Origin of the sequence: Xenorhabdus lircayensis, from assembly GCF_016306625.1 — a bacterium.
Taxonomy (GTDB): Bacteria; Pseudomonadota; Gammaproteobacteria; order Enterobacterales; family Enterobacteriaceae; genus Xenorhabdus; species Xenorhabdus lircayensis.
In genome coordinates this window covers 45,366-67,745 of the sequence record NZ_JACOII010000042.1, presented here as the reverse complement: position 1 = coordinate 67,745, position 22,380 = coordinate 45,366, and the positions used below count along the sequence as shown (strand labels likewise).

At 43.8% G+C, this 22,380-nt stretch carries 20 protein-coding genes and 1 pseudogene; 5 read left to right on the top strand and 16 right to left on the bottom strand.

Annotated features, from left to right (window positions below; genetic code table 11):
* Positions 1 to 98: 98 nt before the first annotated feature.
* Together H8A87_RS12780 and H8A87_RS20205 are read right to left on the bottom strand one after the other, a co-directional pair.
* A complete protein-coding gene (locus H8A87_RS12780; RefSeq protein ID WP_198690338.1) occupies positions 99 to 530 on the bottom strand; it encodes a carboxymuconolactone decarboxylase family protein in 432 nt (143 codons plus the stop codon).
* Between the two features lie 275 nt (positions 531 to 805).
* Positions 806 to 931, bottom strand: a pseudogene (locus H8A87_RS20205) (DUF805 domain-containing protein); the annotation flags it as partial.
* A gap of 30 nt (positions 932 to 961) precedes the next feature.
* Between H8A87_RS20205 and H8A87_RS12770 the strand changes: the two are divergent.
* Positions 962 to 1,267 (top strand): hypothetical protein, encoded by a 306-nt coding sequence (locus H8A87_RS12770; RefSeq protein WP_198690337.1) that lies wholly within the window; start codon positions 962 to 964, stop codon positions 1,265 to 1,267.
* A 230-nt stretch (positions 1,268 to 1,497) separates the two neighbouring features.
* Here the strand turns inward: H8A87_RS12770 and H8A87_RS12765 are convergent, their stop codons facing one another.
* The 6 genes from H8A87_RS12765 to recQ all read right to left on the bottom strand — a co-directional run bounded on the left by H8A87_RS12765 (position 1,498) and on the right by recQ (position 9,407).
* Positions 1,498 to 2,472, bottom strand: a complete 975-nt coding sequence (locus H8A87_RS12765; protein ID WP_198690336.1) for a nucleoside hydrolase — start codon at positions 2,470 to 2,472, stop codon at positions 1,498 to 1,500.
* A 2-nt stretch (positions 2,473 to 2,474) separates the two neighbouring features.
* A complete protein-coding gene (locus H8A87_RS12760) occupies positions 2,475 to 3,491 on the bottom strand; it encodes a LacI family DNA-binding transcriptional regulator (RefSeq protein ID WP_198690335.1) in 1,017 nt (338 codons plus the stop codon).
* A 147-nt stretch (positions 3,492 to 3,638) separates the two neighbouring features.
* Complete coding sequence (locus tag H8A87_RS12755) at positions 3,639 to 5,036, bottom strand: MFS transporter (RefSeq protein ID WP_198690334.1); 1,398 nt, start codon at positions 5,034 to 5,036, stop codon at positions 3,639 to 3,641.
* A 630-nt stretch (positions 5,037 to 5,666) separates the two neighbouring features.
* The gene (gene yigL / locus H8A87_RS12750) at positions 5,667 to 6,467 is read right to left on the bottom strand and encodes a sugar/pyridoxal phosphate phosphatase YigL (protein ID WP_198690333.1); all 801 of its coding nucleotides are present in this window, start codon (positions 6,465 to 6,467) and stop codon (positions 5,667 to 5,669) included.
* A 22-nt stretch (positions 6,468 to 6,489) separates the two neighbouring features.
* Positions 6,490 to 7,488, bottom strand: a complete 999-nt coding sequence (gene pldB / locus H8A87_RS12745) for a lysophospholipase L2 (RefSeq protein ID WP_198690332.1) — start codon at positions 7,486 to 7,488, stop codon at positions 6,490 to 6,492.
* Positions 7,489 to 7,589: 101 nt separating this feature from the next.
* The gene (gene recQ, locus H8A87_RS12740) at positions 7,590 to 9,407 is read right to left on the bottom strand and encodes an ATP-dependent DNA helicase RecQ (RefSeq protein ID WP_198690331.1); all 1,818 of its coding nucleotides are present in this window, start codon (positions 9,405 to 9,407) and stop codon (positions 7,590 to 7,592) included.
* A gap of 599 nt (positions 9,408 to 10,006) precedes the next feature.
* Between recQ and H8A87_RS12735 the strand changes: the two genes are divergently transcribed.
* The 3 genes from H8A87_RS12735 (at position 10,007) to rarD (ending at position 12,253) form a co-directional block, all read left to right on the top strand.
* Positions 10,007 to 10,474 carry a thioesterase family protein gene (locus H8A87_RS12735; RefSeq protein WP_198690342.1) on the top strand — a complete coding sequence of 156 codons (468 nt, stop codon included), beginning with the start codon at positions 10,007 to 10,009 and terminating at the stop codon, positions 10,472 to 10,474.
* A gap of 343 nt (positions 10,475 to 10,817) precedes the next feature.
* Positions 10,818 to 11,183 (top strand): hypothetical protein, encoded by a 366-nt coding sequence (locus tag H8A87_RS12730; protein ID WP_198690330.1) that lies wholly within the window; start codon positions 10,818 to 10,820, stop codon positions 11,181 to 11,183.
* 179 nt (positions 11,184 to 11,362) lie between these two features.
* Positions 11,363 to 12,253, top strand: coding sequence for an EamA family transporter RarD (rarD, locus tag H8A87_RS12725; RefSeq protein ID WP_198690329.1), 891 nt, complete (start codon positions 11,363 to 11,365; stop codon positions 12,251 to 12,253).
* A gap of 100 nt (positions 12,254 to 12,353) precedes the next feature.
* Here the strand turns inward: rarD and corA are convergent, their stop codons facing one another.
* From corA to lptM, 7 genes are all read right to left on the bottom strand, one after another.
* A complete protein-coding gene (gene corA / locus H8A87_RS12720) occupies positions 12,354 to 13,304 on the bottom strand; it encodes a magnesium/cobalt transporter CorA (RefSeq protein ID WP_198690328.1) in 951 nt (316 codons plus the stop codon).
* An 88-nt stretch (positions 13,305 to 13,392) separates the two neighbouring features.
* Positions 13,393 to 15,558, bottom strand: coding sequence for a DNA helicase II (gene uvrD / locus H8A87_RS12715; RefSeq protein ID WP_198690327.1), 2,166 nt, complete (start codon positions 15,556 to 15,558; stop codon positions 13,393 to 13,395).
* A gap of 56 nt (positions 15,559 to 15,614) precedes the next feature.
* Complete coding sequence (yigB, locus tag H8A87_RS12710; protein ID WP_198690326.1) at positions 15,615 to 16,331, bottom strand: 5-amino-6-(5-phospho-D-ribitylamino)uracil phosphatase YigB; 717 nt, start codon at positions 16,329 to 16,331, stop codon at positions 15,615 to 15,617.
* The gene (gene xerC, locus H8A87_RS12705) at positions 16,331 to 17,245 is read right to left on the bottom strand and encodes a tyrosine recombinase XerC (RefSeq protein WP_198690325.1); all 915 of its coding nucleotides are present in this window, start codon (positions 17,243 to 17,245) and stop codon (positions 16,331 to 16,333) included. The genes yigB and xerC overlap by 1 nt, the downstream gene beginning before the upstream one ends.
* Positions 17,242 to 17,946, bottom strand: coding sequence for a DUF484 domain-containing protein (locus H8A87_RS12700; protein ID WP_198690324.1), 705 nt, complete (start codon positions 17,944 to 17,946; stop codon positions 17,242 to 17,244). Before H8A87_RS12700 ends, xerC begins: the two co-directional genes overlap by 4 nt.
* Before the next feature lie 48 nt (positions 17,947 to 17,994).
* Positions 17,995 to 18,819: a diaminopimelate epimerase gene (dapF, locus tag H8A87_RS12695; RefSeq protein ID WP_198690323.1), complete on the bottom strand. Its 825-nt coding sequence runs from the start codon at positions 18,817 to 18,819 to the stop codon at positions 17,995 to 17,997.
* A 38-nt stretch (positions 18,820 to 18,857) separates the two neighbouring features.
* Positions 18,858 to 19,037, bottom strand: coding sequence for an LPS translocon maturation chaperone LptM (gene lptM / locus H8A87_RS12690; RefSeq protein ID WP_198690322.1), 180 nt, complete (start codon positions 19,035 to 19,037; stop codon positions 18,858 to 18,860).
* Between the two features lie 78 nt (positions 19,038 to 19,115).
* Between lptM and cyaY the strand changes: the two genes are divergently transcribed.
* Positions 19,116 to 19,436, top strand: a complete 321-nt coding sequence (cyaY, locus tag H8A87_RS12685; RefSeq protein ID WP_198690321.1) for an iron donor protein CyaY — start codon at positions 19,116 to 19,118, stop codon at positions 19,434 to 19,436.
* A 73-nt stretch (positions 19,437 to 19,509) separates the two neighbouring features.
* Here cyaY and H8A87_RS12680 read toward each other — a convergent pair whose 3' ends face one another.
* Positions 19,510 to 22,110, bottom strand: coding sequence for a class I adenylate cyclase (locus H8A87_RS12680; RefSeq protein ID WP_232370221.1), 2,601 nt, complete (start codon positions 22,108 to 22,110; stop codon positions 19,510 to 19,512).
* Positions 22,111 to 22,380 lie beyond the last annotated feature (270 nt).

The window sequence follows — 22,380 nt, the reverse complement described above, 5'->3', positions numbered from 1 at the left end:
GGGGCGTACGACTGTAGTACTATTGGGATTTGCCAATGAAGTAACACCGGAAGCAGCCTTGAACCACGCTAAAAATCTACAAAAATGTCTTTTATCAATTATTGGCGCATCCCGATAGCAAGCCGATTCATTCCATTCATAAGCGCAATGGAAAAAGTCAGATCAGAAATTTCCTGATCCGTAAAATGTGCTTTCAAGGGTAAGTAAGCATAATCATCAGCATGAGTCGTAACGACATGGGTGAGAGCTTCAGCCCATTCCAACGCCACCTTTTCACGGGAACTAAATTGACTGCTGACACGCCACCCTGCCAATTCAGCCAATCGACGTTCTGTTTCTTGGGCTTGCAGCAAAGATTGAGTGTGTTTGTTCAAACAGAAAGAACAACCATTGATCTGAGAAATCCGCAGATAAATCAATTCGATCAACGGCAAACCCAACGGACTTTTTTCCAATCCCTGATTTACGGCACGGAATCCTTGCAACAGTTCAGGGGATAAATCGTAATAGGCAAGACGCAACCCACCCATAAATAACACTCCTTATCTTTGTAGCTCAATGAATACCATCAACAATATGGTAAACCATCAGTTCAGATAAGGGACAAGATTGGCTTTTTTGACCATGATAAGCTATTTGATTTAAGGAAGAGACGAACAGATAAATATATTCTCATACTCAAAATAATCATCCACTCTATTTATACACCCACTGATTACTATAAAAAAACACCGCCAATTATTTTAAGCGATGTTTTGTACTAGATGGCAAACTAGATAGTTAATTTATTTCACATCTCAATATATTAAGACTTTATTTTTGGATCAGAGCCGTATTCATTATCGCCCTGAGTACCTTCTAACAGAGTAAATACGAATAAAACAATGTTGGCTACTGGAACAAAAGTTAATAAAAACCACCAACCAGAGTAAGCTGTGGCGTGATATTAGTGGAATTCATCATGGGGCAACTCTCCAATCATTATCCGCAACGCAATCTTATTTTTATTTTCACCTTTGCCTTTGCGGTGACACTCGGTGTTATGGCCCTAAACCCAACCCTTGAAGTGATTCTGGTGGGCGGTTTTTTCCTCGGATTTTGTAACTCCGCTTCACGGGTATCAAGCCAAAATCTTATTCTGCGCGAAGTGGATTCTGCCATGATCGGCCGCGCATTCTTATACGGGCAATTTTTCACATTATGCGGAAGGATTATTACGACAGGGCTGGTGCCATTGATTTTTGTTAATGATTATCGGCAGGCTTGAAATTATATTTTCGCCATCAGCATAATTGCGCCAGTGGTATTACTCTTCAGGAGATACTCAGATAGAAACGTAATTGCACTCAATAAGGAATAAGATTAGCGTGGCAGCGTCATTTTAGTATGATAAACTGCCACCTTGTTGATTCAACATCCGTATTTGAGATAAAATGCCCCAAAAGACAATAAACCAGATAAAAAACCACCTTAAATAAAAAATTATGATAAAAAAACTCAGTAATTCTTAATATAGTGGAAAATCATCGATAAAAATCGGGCACTATCTACTGTGTTCAATATTGTTACAGGTTTTCTGTTTATGGGAGTATTCATATTAAGCAATGGTGATTCAGGTTCATAAAGAATCGTCATTCCACGTTCTATTCCCTCTAAAACAACATCTACATAATTCTGTGTACTAGTGACAATAGTTTTGTCAATTAACCATGCCACTGTCAGTGCATCATGGATCCAGCACCCTGCCAATCCTCTCGTTTTAATGGAATAATTCATCCATGGGCGAATTGTTTCAACTAAAAATTCACAAAGAGGATTATTAAATGTAGATAAGTAATCCAAATCAGAATGTAACATCTGAGTTTGCGTCGTCACGTCCATCGGCACCAAAGTAATATTTGCACCACTTGTCAGCACGATATGAGCAGCTTCTGGATCAATACCAAAGTTGGTATCTTTCTGATAGCCTGGAACGTTAAATACTCCTCCCATGATGACAATTTCAACCACAGATTCAGCAAATTCGGGATATATCTGCATCGCATTAGCAACATTAGTCAAAGGACCAATCGCTACAAGCCTGATCTCACCTGGATTCTGGCATACGAGTTTACCCATCCCATGCGCCGCTGACGAAATAACCAAAGGAAATTGTTCAGGAGGAACAACTCCCTCCCATAAATCACGCAAGCCATTTTGATCAACGCTATGATCAAGTTTCTCACGCCACACTTTCATGGGTTCCAATAATCCTTGGGAAGCACCACGTAACACAGGGATATTTTCACCTAATCTCTGTAAAAGCGATTTTGCAACAGAATAACCGATTTCACTGGGTGTATTACCAGACACAGTAGAAATTAATTCAAGAGAAATTTGGGGGGCTGCTATGGCAAGAGCTAATGCAAGACCATCGTCAATATTAGCTCCTGCTATACCATTCCCTGGATCACAATCAATAATTAAACGCATACTTATTCTTTTACGAAAGATGTACAACCACAGGATTCTCCGATCTGTAAATCAAACTCAAATTCACATTCGCGAGCATCCCCATTCCATGTTTTCAGCATTTCAATAGCAGTTTTTGCCATTTTATCAATTGGCTGACGTACCGCAGTCAAAGAAGGAACGTTGAACTGCGATTGTTGCGTAGAATTGAAGCAAACCAACGCAATATCATCAGGAACCTTTATTCCATGTTCAGACAACGCACGAAGACACCCAAACGCCTGTAGTTCGTTGGTCGCAAATAAAGCACGAGGGTGTTTTCCTTTTAATATTTCCGACGTTACCTCATAACCTCCCATACGGGTATAATCCGTCGAAAAGATCCACTCTTCATGCACAGTCAAATTCGCTTGTTGTAGCGCGTCACGCCAGCCAGCAATACGATCCTGTGTATTTAACATATCACGAGGCCCACAGATAATGGCTATATCGCAATAACCATGCTGAGCCAAGTGCTGAGTAGCCTTAAACGCAGCAAGTCTTTCATTTACAATGATTGCACTGACATTTAGTTTCGCATCAACACGATCTAGCATGACACATGGAGTTCCACTTTCCTGAATCAGTTCGATATAAGGATGGCGATCGACACTGGTATATAACAATCCATCAACCTGGCGATGCAATAAGTTGTTGATAAGTTCCTTTTCTCGTTTTCTGTCATCCCCAGAATCTCCTAATAAAAGAACCTGCCCATGTTTGAACGCTTCTTGCTGCAATGCATGAGCCATTGAGGAAATAAAAGGATTAGATATATTGGGTACAACAAGCCCATAAGCTTGTGTCGTCCCCGAGACAAGAGCTCTCGCAATACCATTTGGTCGATAGCCTGTTTTCTTGATAGCTGCTAATACACGCTGACGCGTTGCCTCAGCAACAGGTCTCGGGCCATTGTTGACAACATAACTGACTACTGCTACAGATGTGCCTGCTTCTTTGGCAACATCGGTACGAGTCACTCGTTTGGGATGTAACTTCATGACATTTACTTAGTTTATAGGAAAAAGTTATAATTTAAATAATTTAGGGAATAAAATACCATGCTTTGGGATGTAATAAACATTTACACGAATCAAATAATGTTAATTCATGCCAAAGTTATCAATGATGAATTATATTGCGAAGTATTAAATAGCATCATCAGGTAAATTCAGATCCCTACCCCGTGTTTCTGGGGCAAAAAACGTTGTTATAAACCCAATTCCCGCCATAAATGCAAAATAAAATGCGATAGGCCACCAATGCCCCGTAAAAGACAACAATGCTGACGCAACTAATGGTGCAGAACCACCAGATAGAATAGAGCCTACTTCTTTTGCAAAGGCCATCTTAGCGTAGCGATTCCTCACGCCAAATAGCTCGACTCCCCATGCTGCCTGAACGCTAAATATTCCTAAGGAAGCCAATCCCATACCTATAACAATTGTTGAAATAACAATGATAGGCTCACGACTCTCCAGTAAGATGAAGGCAGGCACAGCATATAAGATTAATAATAGACAAAACCAACGATATATAATTCGGCGGCCAAAACGGTCAGATAAATAACCCGACAAGGGAATGATCAAAAAACCTAGAATTGAAGCAATAAAGACAGATATAGTTGGTATGGATTTATCTATCATCAGTACCTTAGCAACATAACCAATGATAAACCCCTGAGTTAGGTAAGATGGTCCATTTTCACCAATACGCAAACCAACCATGATCCAAAATGTTTTTGTTCGTTTCCAAAAATTCCAGTGCTCCCGCTCAGTTTTATGATCAAATTTCCTATTCAATATTTGTAAGTTACGGGCTTCTAGATCCATTTTATAACGCCGAAATACAGGAGTTTCATTCATATGTCGGCGAATAAGCAAAGCAATCACTGCAAGTAAGAAACTGGATAAAAATGGGATACGCCATCCCCATTCGAGCAAATTCTCTTTATCCATTGTCAATACTAACAACCAAATCAGTGATGCCAGTAATGTTCCACTATTGGAACCGAGGGCAATAATGGAAGAAACCAGACCGCGTTTTTTCGGAGGAGCATATTCTCCTAACATCACAGTACCACCAGAAAGTTCAGCCCCAGCCCCTAATCCCTGTGTAAATCTTAAAATAACTAAGCAAATTGGAGCCCAAACACCAATTTGAGCATAACTCGGAATAAGCCCAATTAATGCTGTAGAGATCCCCATTAGCATAATCGTCGTCACCATGACGATCTTACGCCCCTTACGATCCCCCAACCATCCAAACAGTAAAGCACCAATAGGTCGTGCAATAAATCCAACTGAATATGTAGCAAAACTGGAAAGTAAAGCAATCATTGGTGTCATATCAGGAAAAAATACATCACCAAAGATAATTCCCGCAGCTAAACCATAAAGTGCAAAATCGGCATATTCCATTGCTGTACCCAACCAACAAGAAAAAGCGGTCCGGTAAAAATCCTTGTGCCCTCTCCGAGTAGCCAGACATACTTCGGATGTATGCCGCTTTCCCGTCAAGGGCACTATGACACTTTCAAACTGCATAAAATGTTCCCTGAGTGTTGGAACAGTAAATTATCAATTCCGACGTTATAAACCGGGAAGAAATTTTTTCATAGTTATATTTTTATAATTTTCACTCAATACTTTATCTACTCGAGTAGATTCTTCAAATTTAAAAGCATAATAATTTTATTTCAATCACGAATACTAAGTGAAAATTTAAAATTTACAACCCATAAAAAAACAAATATTCATATCAAAATTTGTTTTACAATAAGATAAGAATACAGAATTTCTTCTTTTCACTACATATTAAATATTTTAATTTATAAATATCAAATATACTGAACTACCACCGACTAAAGACGGTGGTTTTAACCTTTTATTTGGAAGAATGAAATTGTAACCAATTAGAACAATATAATCCAACCTATTAAAAATAAATGTTTTTTAATGAAATCACCGATTCAATCACCTCAGCAGAACGCTTTTTGAACACGAAATTTTGGTGGATAAATAAGAGATAGTAAAGAAAAAATTAAATTAAATTTCAAAACACAAAAACCAACTTATATAAAAAACACAAATAAAGAATATCATTATTAACATTAAATATAAAAAAACAGCATCCCATCGGATACTGTTTTCAATCGACGATTCAAATTATTACTATCAAACTTGATACATTTTCCGCAAATAACAAGTCACTGCATCATCAACATTAGAACCAATGATTTCCATATCCGGTAAAATGTCTTTCAAACGCTGGTGTGCTCCCTGCATAATGCAGCCCTTGCCCACCACACTCAACATTTCCCGATCATTCATGCCATCGCCAAAAGCAATGCAGTCACTCAATTGATATCCGATGGATTGGCAAACCTGCTCCAGTGCATGGCCTTTAGAGACTCCACCAGCCATCACTTCCAGACAATTTCTCAGTGAAAAGCTGACATTAACTCTTTCTCCCCAGTGCGCTTTGATTCTCTCTTCCAAATCCACCAAATAATCATGATCATCACTGGTGTAATAAACCTTGCACACACCATCTGTGGGAAAGTTATCACGTTGGAAAAGCTGGTAATGGAAAACAGACTCCTGAAAAAACACCTCCTGCTCAGGTGCTTCACGATTCATTAGCCAATCATCGTTATTGAAGTAGTTAGTCAGGACATCGGGGTTATCAAACTCCAACAGGCACAAATCATGAGCAATCTCAGGATATAAGTTGTGGCTGAATACCAATTCATCCTGAGTATTGTGAACTCTTGCTCCGTTGGAAGTGATCATATAAGCATCAATGCCCAATCCATCACGGATCTGCCCCACATCAATGTGATGACGCCCTGTCGCAAAAATAAAATGAATCCCTTGCTCCGTCAGCAAGTTCAGCGTTTCCTTCGTATATGGCGTTAATTTATGGTCGGGAGACAACAATGTTCCATCTAAGTCTGAAGCAACAACATGATACATGGTTATAGTTCCTAAACTAAAATCAGTGCTGGTCAAAAAAATCACAAATCGCATTGAGAGCCTGCGCCCGTAATACATCTTTTTCGAACAGGATTTCGTGATGAGCCCCTTGGATAACCAGAGGTTTTTGTTCTTTTTTTCCTGTTCCCGCTTTTTGACGTGATTCGCAAAAAGCCAGTAGCTCCCGATTACTAACTACCTTATCTTCACTCGCTTGCAAAACCATGAGTGGAGTCTGAATTTTACCCGCATTTTCAACCAAATTATCTCCCATTAGCATACTTTCCCGCATCCAATGGTAAGTTGGCCCGCCAAGGCGCAATTCAGGATAATCAGCATAATAACGCAAGAAACGCTGATAACGGGCATAACTGTGCGTTAATAGATTGATATAATAAGGCGATGGTTGCCATTGCCCCGTTGATAGTGCATAGGCGTTACGTCTTTTAGCATGAGGTTCCGCCTGATTAACCAGAAAATTAGCCAACCAGCGGGGCATCGGTAAGTTGATACCAAACATCGGTGCACAGAGTACCACCGCACGAAAAACCGGCTCTTGGTGACGCAACAGAAAACGACTCAGGATCGCACCGCCCATTGAATGAGCCAGTGCGTAACAACAATGAGACTGACGAAGTGCCACTTCCAGCTCAACAAATGTCGCTAAGTCATCCACATAATGATCGAACTCTTCAACATGGCCTTTTTGTCGATCATCCAACATTCGCCCCGAACGCCCCTGCCCACGGTGGTCAACGATAAAAATATCGTAACCCAAATGGTAAAAATCGTAGGCCACTTCAGGGTATTTCACATAGCTTTCACTGCGGCCGGGCAAGATCACGAGTGTTTTGTCATGATGAGGAGAACAAAAGGAAACATAATGGATGGGAACATCATCAACTCCCATAAATTGCCGTTCTTCCCTCGTTCGCCAAAAATCCAGTAATAATCCATTCGTAAAGGCAGAGAACTGAGGTTCGCGGTTTAACCAGCTTTCTTTCAATATCTCAGGTGACATTCATCATCCTCTGTTATCCCCTTCAGCTTTCAAGTTGCCTCTTTGTTGGCTGCGATGCAACTCGAAATCTTTTGGGTATCAGTACCCTTCGGTTATTCAAATCATTCAAAGTGATCGCGAATCAACGCCATAAACACATCACCAAAACGTTCCAGTTTTCGCTGCCCAACACCATTAATCAGCAAAAGCTCATCCGGTGTGATCGGGCACTGTTCTGCCATCTCAATTAACGTGACGTCATTAAAAACGACAAAAGGTGGAATGTTGTTTTCATCAGCAATGGATTTACGCAACTTGCGCAATTTGGCAAATAATTTGCGATCATAATTCCCACTGTATGCTTTGTTTTGCTGATTACGGCTTTTTAGGTTTTGGATACGTGGTACGGCAAGTTGTAAAGGCACTTCGCCCCGTAATACAGGCCGTGACGCCTCCGTCAGTTGCAGCGCAGAGTAATTGGCAATATTTTGGCTAATCAGCCCCAGGTGAATAAGCTGACGCAAGACGCTCATCCAATGTTCCTGACTCTGCTCTTTACCGATGCCATAGACCGGCAATTTGTCGTGCCCAAAGTCCCTAATGCGTTGATTATTCGCACCACGCAGTACTTCTACAATATAGACAATCCCAAAGCGTTGTCCAACGCGATAGATACAGGATAATGCTTTCTGCGCTTCCACCAGACCGTCGTAACGCTTAGGTGGATCAAGGCAAATATCACAGTTACTACAGGTTGTCTGGCGGCTTTCACCGAAATAATTCAGCAGTACCAAACGCCGGCAAGTCTGTGCCTCCGCAAATGCGCCCATGGCGTTGAGTTTGTGCCGTTCAATGTCCTGTTGTTCACCCGCGGGTTTTTCTTCCAGACAACGGCGCAACCACGCCATATCCGCAGGATCGTAAAATAGCACTGCTTCAGCAGGTAAGCCATCTCGCCCAGCTCGACCCGTTTCCTGATAATAAGATTCGATATTGCGCGGAATATCAAAGTGCACGACAAAGCGCACGTTGGGTTTGTTTATCCCCATACCAAATGCAACCGTTGCCACTACCACCTGCAAATCGTCTCGCTGGAAGGCATCCTGTACCCACGTACGTTGGTTGTTTTCCAGCCCCGCGTGATAAGGCGCAACACTTAATCCCCGCTTTTGCAGGCGCTCTGCCGTTTCTTCCACTTTGGTGCGACTGTTACAGTAAATAATCCCGCTTTTTCCCTGCTGACCACGGACAAATGACCAGAGCTGATCGAGCGGTTTATATTTCTCTACCAGCGTATAGCGAATATTGGGACGATCAAAACTGCTGATATGAATAATTGGCTCGTGCAGCTCCAACAAGCGCACAATATCCTGACGAGTGGTTTTATCCGCCGTAGCCGTCAAAGCAATCACAGGAAGACCGGGGAATCGGCGACGAAGCTGCCCTAGCGCTCGATATTCTGGGCGAAAATCATGCCCCCACTGAGAAATACAGTGAGCTTCATCGACAGCCAGTAAAACAGGCTGCCAATCGTGAAACTGATCAAGGAAGTTATCCGTCACTAATCGCTCAGGGGCAATATAGAGCAGTTTAATGCTCCCCTGACGGCAACGTTGAATAATATCAAATTGCTGTTCACGGCTTTGGGTTGAGTTGAGGCATTCCGCTTCTACACCATTCGCCCGCAACTGATCAACCTGATCTTTCATCAGTGAAATCAATGGAGAAACGACCAATGTCAGCCCATTTTTAACCAGTGCCGGGATCTGGTAACACAGCGATTTACCGCCTCCCGTTGGCATGATCACCAGACAATCGCGTCCATCAAGGACGGCGTCGATAACCTGCTGCTGCCCCAGACGAAATTGATGGTATCCGAATGTTTTTCGTAATGCTTGTTCAGCCAGCGATGCCGTGCTGATGAGTTCTGCGGTAGACACGCCTTTCCTCAATCGTTAAAAGCTAATCCTTGAAAAAACCTAAAAAACAGGCTGTAAAAAAATACAAACGCGATCCAAGCGCCTGTATATTATGCTATCTCACTGCTAGAGTAATTACAGCATATCATTCAGCATGACACCGATACCAAAACAAGCCAGCTTGAAATTGTAATCAATCATCGATTCGCCATGCCAGAAAGCATTGTGGCTCATCATTCATTTCACAGAACGGGGATCTTACTGAGCTGCCACCATGATCTACCCAATCGTAGCTATGGATTGCCCGTCCATTAATATTGGCACCATAAATCCGTGGCGATAATAAACAAGTGATAACCAGTAATTACCATAACAAACGCATTGCTGGCTTCCCTATTGTGATAGTTCCAAGATAAAAATTACCACTTATTCTACACGCTACATGGTTATTTTTTATAGTCCGTTTTTTTCAATGAATCGTTTTTCGAAGCGCTTCACAGACTGGCAAGGCCGATGATAAAAGCATAAACTTAACAAGTTATTAACTATAAAGATCCATTAAATATTAGCCGTTTTACTTTTTCATTATCAGGAAACCCACAATGGAAAATATGCAGCAATTGGACATAACATTAACACCAGAAGAAGCCCGTAAATTTATCGGCGAAGTCTTTGTTTATCATATGCCATTCAACCGATTTCTGGGACTCGAGTTACTCCGCTTCGAACAAGACTACGCAGAACTACAATTTCGTAATCAAGAAAAGTTGGTCGGTAATATAGCTCAGAAAATTCTGCATGGTGGAGCAATCGCTTCCATACTGGATGTTGCCGGCGGGCTGGTTTGTGCGGGCAATTCCCTGATCACACTGGAAACACTCACAATTGCAGAGATGCAAAAGCGTCTGCCAACACTGGGCACTATTGATTTGCGCGTGGATTACCTGCGTCCCGGACGTGGCGAAGTGTTTACCGCCAGTTGCAGTATTGTTCGCAGTGGCAATAAAGTCTCTGTCGCCAGGATTGAACTGCATAATGAAAAACAAGTGCATATCGCCAGCGCGATGGGGACTTATTTGGTTGGTTGATGTTTTTTATTAGTTCTAAACACTAATCCCCGAAATACAGACTCAAAATTAAGGAATGTGCCAGCAAAACACATTCCCTTTTTGCAATTTGAATCCGCAATTCCTGATGGTAATCAAAAAAGTGATAACCCAAAAGAAAGTGTAATTAATAAAAATTTTATTTAGTCAACTATATGCGGAAGTTAATAAAAATTACAGCATAACTAATACTGTGTTAGATGAGATCTCTATAAAATAGAATAACCTTGGTAAGACTTTACTTCATTATGAAAAATCATTTAAAGGGGAAGGTTTTTCTGTTGTTTTTGTAATATCAGCAATAAGAGAAAATAAAAATAATGAAATGTATAATGGGAAAATGTATGGAAACTTACGCTTTGCTCCCACTTACAACGTAATATATAAAAATTGCTCAACAGTGGTTGCCAAAATATTAAAATCAGGTGGGGTGGGGAGTTTATTAAATCCAATTCAAAGAATAGGTTATGCCAAAAATATATATTGGACACCTAAAGACATTGCCCAATATTGTGTCTTCTTTTCTGGATTAGCCTCTTTCAATTCATTACCAGCAATTTTTGTGCATGGTTTCAAAATTGTGCTCAATCAAACGTATACGCATCACTCGCCCAGCCTTATCAGATTATTTTTTAGCCTATCGCTAAAAACAACTTTTTTGGTATTAATGACAAGTAAAAACACACGTTAATAGATAATTACTTCAAATATTAATAACAATACAGAATAAAAATCGATTTATATGAGAAGCAAAATTTTATTTATTCATTACGTCATTAATACCTTGTAAATCATTCACCCCGATGCCACATTGTATATGGGCTAACACTCTCACATCTCTTCTTAACTCTCTAAAAATTCAAGGATATTATGAATAACCAACAGACTGCCAAAGGTATCTTGTATGCCTTGGGGGCTTATCTTATTTGGGGATTCGCACCCATCTACTTCAAAACCATACAACAAGTGCCTCCCGATGAAATCGTGTCGCACCGTGTTATCTGGTCAGTGCTCTTTATGGTATTGATGTTGACGGTAACTCGTCACTGGCGTCAAGTTTCGGTGGTCATTCGCCAGCCGAAAACGCTGCTGCTGCTAGGTATCACCGCTTTCACCATTGCCAGTAACTGGCTGACTTATATTTGGGCGGTCAATAATAACCATCTACTGGAAGCGAGTCTTGGGTATTTTATTAGCCCACTGGTGAGTGTGCTGTTTGGCATGATGTTCCTTAGCGAACGCTTCCGCCGTATGCAGTGGGTTGCAGTAGGGCTGGCATTCACGGGTGTACTGATCCAGCTATGGCAATTTGGTTCTATACCTGTGATTGGCTTGTACTTGGCAACAACATTCGCACTCTATGGGCTGATCCGCAAGAAGTTGGGAGTGGATGCGCAAACCGGTATGTTGATTGAGACTATCTGGGTATTTCCGGTCGCCTTGACGTATCTGCTGTTCTTCACCCATAGCCCAACCAGCAATATGCTGGATAATACGTTATCCCTTAATATGTTGTTAATCGCTGCCGGTATTATTACCACTGTGCCGCTGCTGCTCTTTACCGCGGCTGCCGCACATCTGCGTTTGTCTACGCTGGGCTTTTTCCAGTATCTTGGCCCAACACTGATGTTCCTGCTGGCAACGTTGGTTTATGGTGAGCAAATTGGCCCAGATCATTTGATCACATTTGGCTTTATCTGGGGTGCATTGATCCTGTTTACGCTGGATGCCCTTTATACTCAGCGCCGCTTGCGCAAGTAGCCAAGTTATCCCTCCGCCCACTAATGGGCGGGGATTTCTCTTCTCTAAAAGTCTTCCAAACTAATTGATTCTGCAAGCTATTAAACCAACTAGCTAACAACTACAGCCAGTTTTTCCGCTTGAAATAGAGATAAGGTGCCAGCCCGGCGGCAATCATCAGACCGATGGCGGCAGGATAGCCGAATGTCCAGTTGAGTTCCGGCATGAATTTGAAGTTCATACCATAACTGGATGCCACCAGCGTTGGCGGCAGAAATACCACGGAAACAACGGAGAAGATTTTGATAATGCGGCTCTGTTCGATATTGATAAAGCCCATCGCCGCCTGCATCAAAAAGTTAACTTTCTGGAACAGGGATTCGTTGTGCGGCAGCAGGGATTCGATATCCCGCAGAATTTCACGTGCCTGTTCAAGCTGATTTGCCGGCAGTCGGGCACGGCGCACGAGGAAGTTCAGGGCGCGCTGGCTATCCATCAGACACAAACGGACTTTCCAGCCAATGTCTTCCTGCTCCGCAAGGTTAGACAAGGCGGAATCAAATTCATCTCCCTGTTTGCCTTCCATAATGACTCGACTCAAAGATTCCAGCACGCTGTAAATGTTTTCAATGACGTCAGCCAACTGTTCGATTTTTGTTTCGAACAAGTCCATCAGTAGTTCATAGGCATTCCCGTCAATCAGCGTCTGATTACGGGCACGCATTCGATACAATCGAAATGCAGGGAGTTCACGCTCTCGCAATGTGTAGAGACGACCGTCACGAATGGTAAATGCGACTGTCGAATTGCCAGCATGGTCTTCGGCATCTTCAAAGTAGAAGAATGAGTGGACGTGCATACCATCTTCATCTTCAAAAAAACGCGCCGATGCCTCGATGTCATCCAATTCAGTGCGGGTCGCCAAGACTTGTCCCAGCTCATTCTGGACACGGAGACGATCGTCATCCCCCAATCCAACTAAATCTACCCACATGGAGTCAGATAACTGATCACCTTCTTCAAGTTCAAGACGGAGCAGGCGATTATTCTCTAATTTAAATGCGTTCAGCATGTACCATAAGTCTCCTTATACTCCCTACGTTTATCGTAAGGCGCGAATGTTACGCTTAGAAGAAAAAGCCTGTCAACATTCAACCGGATTATTGGCCCGTTTCGAGTCTGGCATAAGCAGCCACCAGCCACTTGATGCCTTCACCCTGAAACGCGATTTGCAAGCGGCAATGTTCCCCACTGCCTTCTATATTGATAATCGTCCCCTCCCCAAATTTGGGATGGCGTACACGCTGCCCAAGAGCATAACCACTGTCGCTGGCGCTAATGGGTGTGCCCAGCCGTTTATGACTGACCGGACGGGATACCGTAGCTCGCAGGCGAACTTCCGCCACGCACTCTGTCGGCAATTCTCCAATAAAACGAGATGGGCGGTGATGCACTTCCTTACCATATAAGCGACGACTTTCAGCATAAGTCAGCGTCAGTTTTTTCATCGCCCTTGTGACACCTACATAGGCCAAGCGACGCTCTTCTTCCAATCGTCCACCTTCTTCAATGGACATTTGACTCGGGAACATGCCCTCTTCCACGCCCACGATAAAGACTTGCGGGAATTCCAAACCTTTCGCCGAGTGCAATGTCATCAATTGTACGGCATCCTGATAGGCATCCGCCTGACCTTCCCCTGATTCAAGCGCCGCATGAGAAAGGAAGGCTTGCAATGGCATCAGGTTTTCGTCTTCATCCTGATAGCTGAATTGACGGGTCGCCGTGACCAATTCTTCAAGGTTTTCGATACGTGCCTGTGCTTTTTCGCCTTTTTCCTGCTGATACATCGCCCATAGGCCAGAATCGCGGATAATGCGATCGGTCTGCACATGCATCGGCATCTCCTGAGTTTCCGTTTCCAGTGCCTCAATCAATTCAATGAAACGCTGCAATGCCGATGCTGCCCGCCCTGCCAGCACTTTTTCCTGAATCAGTAACTGGCTGCTTTCCCATAAAGTTTTTTGCTGATCACGTGCCACTTGGCGCACGACATCAAGCGTTCTGTCGCCAATGCCGCGTGTCGGTGTATTCACCACGCGCTCAAAAGCAGCATCATCATGACGGTTTGCCACCAAACGCAGGTAGGATAAGGCATCTTTGATTTCCTGACGTTCGAAGAAACGCTGGCCGCCATAAATGCGGTAAGGCATGGAGACCTGTAACAAGGCTTCTTCCAGTACACGGGACTGGGCATTGCTGCGATACAGGATTGCACACTCTTTCAGAGCACCGCCGTTATCCAGCCAATGCTTGATACGGCCGACAACATAGCGCGATTCATCCAGCTCATTGAAGGCGCAGTACAGTGAAATCGGCTCGCCTTCGCTCCCTTCTGTCCACAAATTTTTGCCCAAGCGATCACTGTTATGAGCGATTAAGGCGTTGGCAGCTTTGAGGATATTGCTGGTGGAGCGGTAATTCTGCTCCAAACGGATCGTTTCCGCTCCCGGAAAATCTTTGAGGAAACGTTGGATATTTTCCACCTGTGCGCCACGCCAGCCGTAAATGGACTGGTCATCATCCCCAACAATCATCACCTTGCCGCTATCACCAGCCAGCCAACGAATCCAAGCGTATTGAATGCTGTTAGTGTCCTGAAATTCATCTACCAGAATATTGGTAAAACGTTCGCGATAATGTTGCAGGATCTGTGGCTTGTTCAACCAGAGTTCATGAGCGCGTAGTAGCAATTCCGCAAAATCCACCAACCCTGCGCGATCACACGCTTCCTGATAGGCTTGGTAGATTTTTAGCCAGGTCGCTTCTACCGGATTACCATAGCTTTCGATGTGTTGCGGGCGCAAACCTTCATCTTTTTTGCCATTGATGTACCACATACCCTGACGGGCTGGCCACTGTTTGTCATCCAGATTCATCGCTTTGATGATGCGTTTGATTAGGCGGTGCTGATCTTCGCTATCGAGGATCTGAAAATCCTGCGGCAAGTTCGCATCAAGGTGGTGAGCTCGGAGCAAACGGTGAGCGAGGCTATGGAACGTGCCGATCCACATTCCGCCCTGACTGGTGCCAATCAGGTTTTCAATTCGGTGACGCATCTCAGCGGCGGCTTTATTGGTAAACGTTACCGCCATGATGGAAAACGATGAGGCATTTTCAACTGACAGTAACCAAGCGATGCGGTGAACCAGTACGCGCGTTTTACCACTGCCGGCACCAGCCAGCACCAGCATATTACTGCGGGATGCCGCGACCGCGTCGCGTTGTTTATCATTCAGGCTTTCGAGCAGATAAGAAACGTCCATAATTACCATCAGTTGTGTAAGTGTCACTGTTTTTTTATACAGATTACAATCTGAAATTATATCAGTGCTATCAAAGAAGCCAAATCAGAAATCTCAACATGTGGAACCAAACGCCCTTCAGACTCCTGCATCAGATCTTTATTTTCGATATTGAGCCAGCAGGCCTGCATCCCGCAACAAAGCGCACCTTCGACATCCGTCTGCAAATTATCTCCCACGTGCAGGATCTGACTTATGGGCAGATTCAGCCGTTCAGCCGCCAGATGATACATATCCGGATAAGGTTTGGCGCGGCCATCCACACCGGCTTTCAGCACAAATTCGAAATAAGAAGCAAGCCCGCATGCCGCAGGTTCGGCGTTCCCGTTCGTGATCGCCACCAACGGCATTTTTTCCGCCAGCACAGATAGGGTTTTATGGGTCGATTCTGGAACGGAGATTTGGTTACGCCAGTACATAAAGCAAGACATAATCTCATCCGTACCACGCACCGTTTCCTCACTATTGAAACCGTGATGGCTGAACATCAGTTCTGCGGATTGCCGACGCCATGACGTGACGTCATGGTAAATATCAGGCTTCCGTTCAAGGATGGTCTGACGATATAAATGCAGATCTTCATACTTAAACTGGCTGAACTTGTTATCGTACTGCCTGATAAAACACAACACTTCTTTTTCGGTTTTATCGATCACTGGATGATTATCGTAAAGTGTATCATCCAGGTCGAATGTCATCGCAGCAAACGGCGCGAGAGGCCGATAAAAACGCATTATGATTTCCCTCGTTTGGCTCTGGGGTGGGCCACATCATAGACTTTGGTCAAGTGCTGGAAATCCAAATGGGTATAGATCTGGGTCGTTGACAGGTTCGCATGACCAAGCAATTCCTGTACAGCACGCAGATCACCACTGGACTCCAGAATATGCGTGGCAAAAGAGTGACGCAATTTATGGGGATTGATATGGCTGTTTACGCCTTGCCTAATGCCCCACTGTTCAAATCGTTTTTGCACGTTACGGGCAGAAATCCGTTTCCCGCTCTGGGTAGAAATGAAAACTGCATTATCTTCCAGCTCAAACAACTCCCGCATTTCCAGCCAACGCTGAAGCCATTCCTGAGCCACACGACCGAACGGCACTTTACGCTCTTTGCTGCCTTTACCGTGTACCCAGACTTCACCACTTTCCAGATCCAAATGGCAGCAATCAAGGCCAACCAGCTCAGACAAACGCAAACCCGCGCCATACATCACTTCCAGCATGGTTCTGTCACGCACTGACAGAGGATCATTTAAATTGATATTGAGCAGTTGGTTAACTTCATCCACATCCATGTTTTTAGGTAAGTGGCGTTTTTTACGGGGAGCACTGACAGTTTTAGCCGGATTGGCATCCAGTTTTTCCTGCGTCACCATCCAGTCAAGGAAGCTACGCAAAGAAGAAAGACGTAGGGCAAGGCTGGCAGACTGCAACCCTGCCCGGCGACTGCGGGAAGCAAACATTCTGACTTTAGCCGGATCTAGTTCCTGCCATTCACGTACTCCCATCTCCAGTGACATTTCTGCCAAAACCGCCAACTGGCGTCGATAGTTAGTGATCGTGAGGGGACTTAAACGTCGCTCAACCCGCAGATAGTACAGAAAGGCTTCTACGGGTTCCAACAGTAGATCGATCGGCTGAGTCATGCGCGTTCAACCCAGCGGGATAACAATCCCGGCAGCAGTTTCGCTAGATGGTCGAGAATGTCAGTTCCCATGCCTTCATGGTAGTGCTGTTTATTATGGCTATTGAAAATCACCATGCCCAAATCCCCTTGTGATCCTAAAAGGGAAATCGCCACCGAACCAACATGACGGGCCTGTGGCATCAGCAGTAAAATTTCTGGGCCGTGCAATGTGCCAAGGTAATGGTCTCTATCACCAAATCGCTTAATGCGGACGAGTTCAAAGGAATGGCGGAAGATAGCCAGTTCCGGCGAATTCAATGGTGCGCCAAGACGCCATTTATCACTGAACAACCGAATATAACTGTTACTTAATCCAAGTGTTTTTGACCATGAACTCAGGCGGGAAAGAAAATCCTGCAAGCTCTTGGCACCAGAGAGATCTGACAGTAATTGCAACAGGCTGCTAAACAACACTTCATTCTGTTTCGCCTGCTCCACCAAATGGATCAAATCATCTTCCAAATAACGGATACGTTTCCTCTGGCGGTTCATATGCCATTCCATCAAAGAGACGCTCTCCCGCACCGGATGGGGAACCCTTATCTTATCGACCATATTGGCATTGCGGATAAAAAAATCAGGATTATTCAGTAAATAATCCACTACCGTTTGATCATCCAGCCTGTTTTCGATATGCAATGGATCGTTTTTTTCACCCATTTTCCAATGCCCTATATTTCAAAAATGACTCAATAAACACAGAATCAATCACAAATGAATCGTACCGTCATAAACGTGGGTAGCCGGCCCGGCCATAAAGAGTGGCTTACCCGACCCATCCCAGCGAATGTGCAGGGAACCGCCCGGAAGATCAACCTGTACCTGATTATCCAGCAGATTTTGCTGAATACCTATAGCCACCGCTGCACATGCACCACTGCCGCATGCTTGTGTCTCTCCAGCACCACGCTCGAAGACACGCAGCCGAATATGGCTCCGATTCATAACCTGCATGAAACCAATATTTGCCCGTTCAGGAAAACGTTCGTGATTTTCCAGCACTGGCCCCAACACTTCCACTTCGGCTGTGTCTACATTCTCAACCTGTATGACACAGTGAGGGTTCCCCATCGAAACTACACCACAAAGCACCGTACGTTCGATGGTACGGATAATATAGGTTTTCTCAGCCTTATTGGCACGAAAGGGAACGCGCTGCGGTTCAAAGTCTGGTTCTCCCATGTTGACACAGACTTGATCATCATTTGTGATGCTCAATACCATCCGGCCTGATTGTGTACTGACCTTGATATCGCGTTTATTGCTCAGTCCCTTGAGACGAACAAAACGGGCAAAACAGCGTGCCCCATTGCCGCACTGGGAAACTTCGCTGCCATCAGCATTAAAAATGCGATAGTGGAAGTCTAGGTCAGGATCGTAGGGAGCTTCAACAATCAGCAGTTGATCAAAACCTATCCCAGTATTCCGATCAGCCAGACGGCAAATTAACTCTGGAGAAAAATAAACATTCTGGGTCACTGCATCAACGACCATAAAATCATTGCCAAGACCGTGCATTTTGGAGAACTGCATATACGTACGACCCCAAGAAAAATCACATTACCGACTCATTATTGTTTAGCATCTACAGGCTGTTGAGCATCCGCTGGCTGTACTTTATCCGCCTTATTCACAGGAGCCTGTGCCACAGATGTCTCCGCAGGTGGAAAATATAGGGGGCCTTTCAAGCCACAACCAGACAGAGAGAGTAATGTTATGATAGTCAGTGTCCAACGGAATTGTTTTTTCATTATATTAATGCCTGTGATTCATGCGCCAATACTCTCTATAATCGCAGCTAGGCCCTGAAAAGCAAATAGGAAATAAACATGAACGATAGCGAATTTCATCAATTGGCCGATCAATTGATGCTTCATCTTGAAGAGCAACTGGATCATTACGATGGAGATGCGGATATTGATTGCGAAACAAACGGCGGCGTGATGACGCTAAGTTTTGAAAACGGCAGCAAGATCATTATTAACCGTCAAGAACCTTTCCATCAGATCTGGCTGGCAACCAAAAATGGGGGTTACCATTTTGATTATCGGGATAGCCAATGGGTTTGTGATCGCAGTGGTAACGATTTTATCTCCATACTGTCGCAAGCCATTACAGAACAGTGCGGTGAGCCATTCCAATTTTCGTGAGTACCTTTTCACAAGCGCCTAATAAAATAGGCGCTTTAAAGTAATCCTATGAAAAAATCATGTGCACTTGATATCAATAGTGATACAGAGTGTGGCAGGGATCATGTGACCCACATGCTTCCTCAAGGCGTTCATCAATACGGTGCCTGGTGTCATTGGTTTCCATATCATCCAATGGAAACGTACCATCCACAAAGGGGGCTACATGGGTGCGCTCACCTTTCTTAACGATTTGATAGAACTGCGGTAAGTTGAAATTGACAAAACTAGAACCATAAGTAAAACGATCGTGCGATGAAGAATAAAAGCGACTGATGTCTCGTACTAACTCTTCTTTACTTCCTTCGCAATGAGAATAAATTTCTACTCGATTTGATTCATCAAGGATATAGATATTGAATCCTTGGTTCTTCTCAATATTTTCGAAAAAGAACTGGATAATTCCTTCACAGGCAAACCCGTCTATCACTGGCGGTAAGTGTTTTTCCTTGGTATCAATCTTGACTGGCAAACCATGCAGTTTGGTATTGGAAATCGCACCATAGAATTCCACTGCATTTTCCAATTTTTGTACCGAAACGTTTAACCGTTCGAAGAATAATCCCCACGTTTGACCTGAAATGCGTAACGCCTTAAAGCGATTGGGATCTTGTCGATTACTGGAGAGACGCAATTCTATACATTCTGAAACCAATTGCTGGATACGGGTACGAATCAACCCACACAAATGCTTGCTATAACAGAATACTTCGACGTCAGACGGTGGTGCAGCATCCTGATGCATTTTACCCAATATGGTTTTCAATGCTTCCAGTACCGATTGTTCACCACTGAAATGCAGGGTTCTCACTTCATTCCATGAATTACGGTAAAGCAAATCGATACTGCCCACCAGACATTGCTGCAATTCTCCAAAGCTGAAAACATTCATATTCCTTAAGTCAAAACGAACAACTTGATTGGAAAATGCAGCAGTTGGATCTTTTTCCAAGTTGACAATAAGCGCCAAGTGACGAATTTCACAAGGGCTGTATAACGCTTTTGGTGTAGGGGCAGGTAAACGGGTCGGAAAATGCGTGGCAATATCATCCACCAAATCACACAGTTTATGCTTATCGCACTGAGATTCCCCGTGATGAATATGGATCCGGGTTTCTTTGGCCAGTAGGCCATTGAAGTATGTCCAAGAAACTAATTTATTCAGATAGCGGTTATATTCCAGCGGTTGATGACCAATAATTGATTTGATCGTTGGGGCATGATTGTAAAGATACCAGCCACTACGGTTGACACGCCCCGGAGGAACATAAATGAAGGTAAGATCCTGTTCTGACAAATCCGGCGATATCTGAGGGTTGACCAAAGTCACTTTACCGGGCAATGCTTCAAAAGCCGCATATAATTTGCGGGTCAATACGCCAATATCCTGCGGGCTGGCACTCACACTTAAATTGTTACGGCGAGCAAAACGGATCAGGTTGCGATAACTCTGCATCATGGTATCGAGCAATTCATTGTGGGCATCACGCACCTGCTCAATTTTCCACGCGTTACGATTATCCAGCATGGCTAATTTGCTGTCATCCCAACCCCATTCATGCACCAGCTGGGACATGACCTGACGACGCCATCCTGTACAGCCTTTGTCATCGCTGCTTTCCAGTAATTTTTCGCACACCTTCAGGTAAAAACAACGACGCGCCAAATCCAAGCGCGTAAGATCGTTTGTGGCAGTAAGATAACGAGTTACACGCTCCAGCATCATGCTATAGGCATCAAGACCGAAGGAAACAATCGCGCCATCATGGAAATGTTGTTTCATTTCCATCGCCAGAAGTTTTCCATTGGGGTATTCCCATGAATAGGCTTCCAACAGTAGGCTTTTCAATACCGCCTTATAAGGAGAATCCACGCTCTTGTAGAGCTGCCAAAGACTCGCCCCAAAATATTCTTCTGCTGACAACTCGCCCAAACCGCCCAGATCCAGCCATTCATTTGGCGTCAGAACTCCCTGAGCATAAAGGGAAAGGACATATTCGTCATAATGCGCCTCCTCTTCCACAGGAACCATCGTCCACAGCAAGCGTTTGCCAGCCATACAGACCGCGGTACGATAAAATTCATCAAGTAGGAGGATATGCAGGGTAGAGCCACAGTCTTCACCGTTCAAACTGCCACAGGCATTGTGCCGAAAACGGTTTTCATCAATCAGAAAAAAAGTAACCTCGATACCCAGTGAATCCGCCCACTGTTCTATCAAGGTGCATTTTTGCTCCAGTAACGCTTTCTCATCATTATCTAACCAGGATTGATGACATACCCAAACATCCACATCAGAAGAGCTACTTTGCCCTATAGAGGAGGTACTGCCCATTGAGTAAATTCCCGTAATCGGCAATTCACCATTAGAGACATGTGACAAGACACCAGCACGCTGGCCTTCTAGATCATTAATCCAAAACTGCTGTGATTCATCAGGCGTAAAAAAACAAACACCATGAGGAATATTGCTTTTGATATAGCCCGGCATCATTGGATGATGATGATGTAATAATACTGGAATTAAACTATAAACCTGCTTAAAAGCGTCACTCATTGAGCTAGTGGCGCGTTCTAGTCTAAGTTGGTTAATTGCATCCAGTCGCTGCTTCAGCGTTTCAATATAGAGATACAAGAGTTTCGCCTGATATCAGTTCCAGTGCCCAAAGTAGTCCCCTGTTTCCGATAACGCATGGTGTTACAATATTATTTAAAATTATTTTTACAAACTTATTGTCGGAAACGTGATCAATTTAACACCTTGCAGTCGAAGCGTAAAGTACGCACTACCATCTTTCCGCCTCCTCCGCAATAGCTGAACTACAATTAACTCGTTGTAAAATATTAAGTTAATCACGAAATAGATACGATAATATGTTTTTTAGAATAAATATTATAGTTGATT

Coding starts and splice junctions, on each gene's coding strand:
- rarD (WP_198690329.1), top strand. CDS start 11,363: ATGAATAACCAACAGACTGCCAAAGGTATCTTGTATGCCTTGGGGGCT.
- corA (WP_198690328.1), bottom strand. CDS start 13,304: ATGCTGAACGCATTTAAATTAGAGAATAATCGCCTGCTCCGTCTTGAA.
- dapF (WP_198690323.1), bottom strand. CDS start 18,819: ATGCAGTTCTCCAAAATGCACGGTCTTGGCAATGATTTTATGGTCGTT.
- H8A87_RS12780 (WP_198690338.1), bottom strand. CDS start 530: ATGGGTGGGTTGCGTCTTGCCTATTACGATTTATCCCCTGAACTGTTG.
- H8A87_RS12770 (WP_198690337.1), top strand. CDS start 962: ATGGGGCAACTCTCCAATCATTATCCGCAACGCAATCTTATTTTTATT.
- H8A87_RS12760 (WP_198690335.1), bottom strand. CDS start 3,491: ATGAAGTTACATCCCAAACGAGTGACTCGTACCGATGTTGCCAAAGAA.
- H8A87_RS12730 (WP_198690330.1), top strand. CDS start 10,818: ATGTATAATGGGAAAATGTATGGAAACTTACGCTTTGCTCCCACTTAC.
- H8A87_RS12765 (WP_198690336.1), bottom strand. CDS start 2,472: ATGCGTTTAATTATTGATTGTGATCCAGGGAATGGTATAGCAGGAGCT.
- cyaY (WP_198690321.1), top strand. CDS start 19,116: ATGAACGATAGCGAATTTCATCAATTGGCCGATCAATTGATGCTTCAT.
- lptM (WP_198690322.1), bottom strand. CDS start 19,037: ATGAAAAAACAATTCCGTTGGACACTGACTATCATAACATTACTCTCT.
- yigL (WP_198690333.1), bottom strand. CDS start 6,467: ATGTATCATGTTGTTGCTTCAGACTTAGATGGAACATTGTTGTCTCCC.
- xerC (WP_198690325.1), bottom strand. CDS start 17,245: ATGACTCAGCCGATCGATCTACTGTTGGAACCCGTAGAAGCCTTTCTG.
- pldB (WP_198690332.1), bottom strand. CDS start 7,488: ATGTCACCTGAGATATTGAAAGAAAGCTGGTTAAACCGCGAACCTCAG.
- H8A87_RS12755 (WP_198690334.1), bottom strand. CDS start 5,036: ATGCAGTTTGAAAGTGTCATAGTGCCCTTGACGGGAAAGCGGCATACA.
- uvrD (WP_198690327.1), bottom strand. CDS start 15,558: ATGGACGTTTCTTATCTGCTCGAAAGCCTGAATGATAAACAACGCGAC.
- yigB (WP_198690326.1), bottom strand. CDS start 16,331: ATGCGTTTTTATCGGCCTCTCGCGCCGTTTGCTGCGATGACATTCGAC.
- H8A87_RS12700 (WP_198690324.1), bottom strand. CDS start 17,946: ATGGGTGAAAAAAACGATCCATTGCATATCGAAAACAGGCTGGATGAT.